Here is a 5787-nt window from a genome sequence, read left to right as displayed (position 1 = left end):
CTACCATGAAATTTTTCGTCAATACCAATGCCGTTGTCTTCTACCCAAAGATAGATATATTCATCCTCAGCTTCTGCATAAACTCGCACCTGGGGAGCTATCCCAGGCTGCACGAACTTAATAGCATTGGAGAGCAAGTTAGCCAAAACTTGCAGCAGCGTAGGAGGATGTGCCAATACCGCAGGTAGCGGTTCGACAACCGTTATGCGAGCTTGTTTTTGGGCAATTTCGGTCTCTAGTTGCGCGATCGATCGAGCCACAATTAAATTAAGAGAGACTGCTTTTAGTGGCAAGTTAGCTTTGCTGAGGCGGCTGTACTCTAGCAAATTTTCGATTAAACTATTCATCAGACTGGCAGCATCCGTAATCCGGTACAAGTAATCTTGTGAGGTAGCATCCAAGTTGCTAACTTGATCGTTGAGCAATATTTCAGCAAAAAACAAAATTCCCCGCAAAGGAGCGCGCAAGTCGTGAGAAACTGAATACGTAAACGATTCTAGCTGTGCATTAACTTCTTCTAACTCAGCAGTACGCTCTCTCACCCGCTCTTCCAAAGTTTCATTAAATTCGCGCAAAGCAAGTTCAGCTTGCTTGAGTTCGGTAATATCTTCCACCAATCCGTCGATCGTACTTTCACCTTCTGCGCTGTAAACATATTGAGTAAACCGAATCCATTTTACTCGACCGTCTGCCAAAGGAAATGTAATTTCTAGATTTTGGCACCGAGACTCCCCTGAATCTACCAATTGCAAAAACAATTGCTGCAGATAAATCCCTTGGACATCTGCTAAATTACTGGCATCAAACAAGCGCAAAAAAGCTTGATTACTTTCCAAAAGCTGCCCCTGGGAACTCGCTCGAAAAACTCCGACATTTAAGCGGTCTAACAGAGAATTAAGTTGATTTTCTAGTCGGGCGACTCGTTCCCAGGCGGCAACTCGATCGAGCACTGTGCGAACAGCAACGCAAAGGCGGACGTAGTGCTTAGGCGACTTGATAATGTAATCGTCCAATCCGGATTTCATCGCCTCTACAGCAATTTCTTCATTGCCAGTATTTGTAAACATTATAATCGGGCATTCTGGATAACGTGCTTTGATAGTTTTAAGCACATCTAAACCGTTCGTCCAGCGCAGTTGGTAATCGGTAATCACCAGATTGAATCGACCTCGATTCACTGCTTCCACGAACAATTTATTGTCGAAAACTTCCGTTACTTGCAATGGCGAAAATTGCCGCTCTAATTCGCGTTTGACGAGTAGCCGATCGGTAGGGTTGTCGTCAATTACTAGAATGTTTACCACTTTTAAAAATTATAATTTAGTTGTTAGTTAGGGTGCCGAGAAATCACTGCGAATAAAAATGTTGGAGGTGACCTGTTTCAAATGATAGATGACGCGAGTCCTCACTCGAAACTTAATTTCCTCGTTGTCAAAAATACCCTGGTAACGAGGAAACAAGTAATAAAAATCGAGAAATCGCCACTAAAAACGCGCAAATTATAGAGGTTCCGGCAGTTCGGTATAATTGAGCCAATACTGGCTAAAACTCTGCATCATTTCCACTAAAGAAGCAAACCCGATCGGTTTAACCAAATAAGAATTTACCCCTAAATCGTAAGCTCGCTTGACATCAAGTGTTTGGCTAGAAGAAGTAAGCATAACCACTGGCAAGCGTTTTAGTTCCGGCTGCTGCTTTAGCCAAACCAGAACCTCGTGACCAGATCGCCTGGGCAACTTCAAATCTAGTAAAATTATCCTAGGTAAAGGATAGCGATCGCGATCGCTGTACTCTCCGTCACCATTTAAATAAAAAACCGCTGCATCTCCATCTCGAACAATTTGCAGCGAAGTATTAGCAAAAGTGTCATTGCGAAAAGCCCGCTGCATTAATAGAATATCAACGGGGTTATCTTCCACCAGCAAAATCGTCTGCATTTGCGTCATGCTTCCTCAATTGTATCCAAAATCGACTGCCTTGTCCTACTTGAGATTCCACTCCAACTTGACCGCCCATGCGATCGACTCCTTTTTTTACAATAGCTAATCCTATACCAGTTCCGGGGTAAGATTCTATACCGTGCAGCCGTTCAAAAACGCGAAAAATGCGTTTTTGATGTTCAGGAGTAATACCGATGCCGTTGTCTTCTACCCACAGACGGATGATGCAGACTGGCAATAGGCTACTGACCATCAGTAACTGGGAATGCTCCCACTGTCCCACTGTCGCCTTTGCCAATTCTCCCACTGTATTGCTATTTGTCTCTCCCTCTTGAGAATGCTCAATTTCCTCCGCCCAGATCTGCACTTGGGGTGGTGTGCCTTGCACAAATTTTATAGCATTCGTGAGCAGATTGGCGATTACTTGAACTAAAGTAACGCGGTGGGCAATTACCGCAGGCAAGGGCGATCGAACACTGATTTGAGCGTGCCTGGATTTAGCGTCAGCTTGTACCATAGCAATTGCCTCGGCAACAGCAGATCCTAAGTCTAAAACTTGCATCGATAAATCTGTGCTGCTCAGGCGGCTGTAAGCTAGCAAATCTTGGATCAATTCTTCTAGTTGTTGCCCAGAATTAACAATTTGCTGGGCGTATTCTTGACCGAGTTCGTCGAGGATGTCACGGTAATCTTCTAATAAAGCTTCAGCCAATCCTTGCATTCCCCGCAGGGGGGCACGCAAATCGTGGGCTACGGTATAGGCGAAAGCTTCTAATTCTTCGTTAGCTGCTTGAAGTTGATTGGTGCGTAGTTCTACTCGCCGTTCTAAGGTAGCGTTGAGCATCCGAATTTCCGCTTCTGCTTGTTTGCGCGCTGTTATGTCAATGGCGGTACTAATTACTAAACTTCTGCCGTCGCAAAGCTGACCTAAAGGTGCGGAATAAAACTCCCAAATACGAGTTTCGCCACTGGCTGTGGCAATCATATATTCGCCTTCAGAAATGCGGGCGTTTAAGCGGTGCAGCCGCTCGATATCTGCTTGCACTAGGGATTTGCGGCTGTGGTAAGCTTTTTCTGTCCAATCTTCAATTGTGGGAATTTCTGAGTATTCGTAGCCTGAGAGTTCTGTCCAAGCGCAGTTAATTTGCAAAACTTCTCCGTTTTCAGCGTGCAGCATAATTGGCAGTGGTGCGTTGAGAATGGCGCTGCGAAAACGTTCTTCACTTAATTGCAGGGAGTGGCGATCGTGCTCTAGCTGGTCTAAAAGTTGATTTTGCTTAATTTCGGCATTGTCGCGCAAAGTTCGATCGCGCTTCACCAAATAGTAAACCAACAGCATCAACAGGAAATTTACTAAACTCGCAACGGTAAAAGTCAGGATGGTCAAATTAGCGCTTTTTTTAGATTCTCGGGCGCGCTGCTGCAATAGCTGAGTTTCTTCAGCAGTCATGGTGGCTATCTGCTGCCGAATTTCCCCCATGATTTGCTTTCCCCTACCGGTTTTTATTTGGCGCACGGCTGCTGCTAAGTTTTGTTTGCGTCGCAGATTGAGGGTTCTTTCAAGGTCGGCTAATTTAGAGCCGATCGCAATTTTCAAATCGCGAAGGCGCTGTTGCTGCCGGTTATTGTCAGCCGTTAGCTGCTGCAATCCGGCTACTTGCTGGTTGATGCGGGCGATCGCGCTGTAATAAGGTTCTAAATACCGTTCTTCTCCCGTCAGCAAATAACCGCGCTGTCCGGTTTCAGCATCTTTTAACGTGGAAAGCGTAGCTTCGAGTTCGGTTAAAACTTGGTGAGTGTGGCTGACCCAGCGTTCGTTTTCTACCAACTTGAGAGTGTTGCGGTAGGAAGTTGCCGCATTGAAAATTAGCAGCGCCACGACCATTCCGATACCTGCGGTGATTTGGGGAGTCAGCGATTGTTTCATGAAATACTTGGCGTGCGAGTCCTGCTTTTTTTATTCTAGCTGGATTAAGAATACCCAAATTTTTCCCGCGGTCAGAAATGGCGACTAAAGCCTATAAATTTAAGGCTCAGATGTGCAATCAATTTTTTGTTTAGTTTAGTCGGGTTACTCCTTGCATCTGCCTTAAGTCTGAGATTCGAGAGAGCGCTTTTTTGCCTCTTGTGATTCAGGCAGACACCAGACAATCTAGGATAGCCTGCAAAGCTTAATTAGCCTTTTTTTCATCGATTTTTGTATCGTTCGTTTTCCTTTGCAGTTTCAAATTGCGGCTCAAAGAAAAGAGTTTTTACATATTAATTTAACTTGATTTTTGGAATATAGATTAAATAATCGGAGTGGTGAAATAATTATATTTTGGTCAGTATTCCGATTATCAAATGTATACATTATCCAGCTAGCCAAGTCAAGCTTCTTACCCCAAAAAAAAGCAAATTTTTAATATTTTATTTAAAAAGTAACCTACGGAAGCAGGGGAGAAATCCACAGGAGCAATGATACCGATCAATAGTATCAAAAATGCGAGCTATCGGGTAATTGCGGAGGATTCATCGATTGAAATTAATTTAATATCAAATCCGGTAACATCGGAATCATACTCTGTTTGCGAGAGGATCGCACAGCACTCGCAAAAGGATGATTCCGATGGCAGCGAAAACGATATAATTAGGCAACTGCAGCGGGTTTCATGGTCAAAATGCGATCGATTGCATCCTCAACAACCTTATCAGGTGTAGAAGCACCCGAAGTCACACCCACCACAATTTTACCATCCGGTAGCCAACCTTCAGCTACGACCAAATCTCCCCCCAAAGGCTTGTGTTCGATGCGATTTCCTGGTAAAATCCGCTCTGCACAATCAATGTGATAAGAAGGAATATTTTTGTCGATCGCAATTTCCTGCAAATGCGTAGTATTAGAAGAATTAAAACCCCCAATCACCAGCATCAAATCTAACTTTTCTTCAACCAAACTCAACATAGCATCTTGCCGTTCCTGAGTCGCATCGCAGATAGTATTAAAACTCTGAAAATGCTCGCTCAAATTCTCCGGTCCGAACTTCCGCATCATCGTTTTTTCAAACAACTTGCCAATATTTTCGGTTTCAGTTTTGAGCATGGTAGTTTGGTTAGCAATCCCCACCATTTCTAAATCCATATCCGGGTCAAAACCAGCAGAATAAGCCTTACTAAACTTAGCAAGAAACTCATCGCGGTCGCCCCCATGCAAGATATAATTGCTGACATATTCAGCTTCTTGCCAATTCAGCACAATCAAATACTTATTAGCAAAAGAACTCGTAGCAACAGTTTCCTCATGCTTGTACTGACCGTGAATAATCGAAGTGTAATCCTTCTTTTTGTGCTTTTCAACAGTATTCCAAACCTTAGAAACCCAAGGACAAGTAGTATCAACAATTTTGCAGCCCTTATCATTAAGCAACTGCATTTCTTGAACACTCGCTCCAAAAGCAGGTAAAATTACCACATCGCCACTATCGACAACCGAAAAATTTTTCTGCCCATTCTCAACAGCAATAAAACCAACTTCCATATCCCGCAAATGCTGATTGACAGACGGATTATGAATAATCTCATTAGTAATCCAAATCCGTTCCGAGGGGAAATGCTGGCGAGTCTCGTAAGCAATAGCTACAGCGCGTTCCACCCCCCAGCAAAAGCCAAAAGCCTCAGCCAGCCGGATCGTGACTGCGCCACGTTCTAGCCTGTAATTATTGTCCCGAATTTGCTGGATCAGACTGCTTTGATAAGCTGTCTGCATCACGCCAGCTACCTCAGCTTCGTGTCCGAAACCCTTGCGGTGGTAGTTTTCAGACTGTTGGAGCGATCGTTTAAAAGCTTTAGTATCCATGCGGTATCGAGT

Annotated in this window: 4 protein-coding genes; all 4 read right to left on the bottom strand. The window is 44.0% G+C overall.

The genetic code is table 11. The annotated features are described in order from the left end of the window. The coding region (locus tag QUA38_RS27065) for a response regulator (RefSeq protein ID WP_333167346.1) at positions 1 to 1304 on the bottom strand (1304 nt) is incomplete at its 3' end. Positions 1305 to 1499: 195 nt separating this feature from the next. Beyond that, the gene (locus QUA38_RS27060; protein ID WP_333167344.1) at positions 1500 to 1946 is read right to left on the bottom strand and encodes a response regulator; all 447 of its coding nucleotides are present in this window, start codon (positions 1944 to 1946) and stop codon (positions 1500 to 1502) included. Further along, positions 1909 to 3867, bottom strand: a complete 1959-nt coding sequence (locus tag QUA38_RS27055) for a CHASE3 domain-containing protein (RefSeq protein WP_333167342.1) — start codon at positions 3865 to 3867, stop codon at positions 1909 to 1911. Before QUA38_RS27055 ends, QUA38_RS27060 begins: the two co-directional genes overlap by 38 nt. A 702-nt stretch (positions 3868 to 4569) precedes the next feature. Beyond that, the gene (locus QUA38_RS27050; RefSeq protein WP_333167348.1) at positions 4570 to 5775 is read right to left on the bottom strand and encodes a 4-hydroxy-3-methylbut-2-enyl diphosphate reductase; all 1206 of its coding nucleotides are present in this window, start codon (positions 5773 to 5775) and stop codon (positions 4570 to 4572) included. Positions 5776 to 5787 lie beyond the last annotated feature (12 nt).

The sequence above is a fragment of the Microcoleus sp. Pol12B4 genome (genome assembly GCF_036701385.1).
GTDB lineage: Bacteria > Cyanobacteriota > Cyanobacteriia > Cyanobacteriales > Microcoleaceae > Microcoleus.
The sequence above is the reverse complement of the archived record's forward strand: the minus strand, read 5'-3'. Positions and strand labels throughout refer to the sequence as shown.

Bases quoted from the DNA above. Each gene is read 5' to 3' on its own strand.
- QUA38_RS27060 (WP_333167344.1), bottom strand. From the start codon at position 1,946: ATGACGCAAATGCAGACGATTTTGCTGGTGGAAGATAACCCCGTTGAT.
- QUA38_RS27055 (WP_333167342.1), bottom strand. From the start codon at position 3,867: ATGAAACAATCGCTGACTCCCCAAATCACCGCAGGTATCGGAATGGTC.
- QUA38_RS27050 (WP_333167348.1), bottom strand. From the start codon at position 5,775: ATGGATACTAAAGCTTTTAAACGATCGCTCCAACAGTCTGAAAACTAC.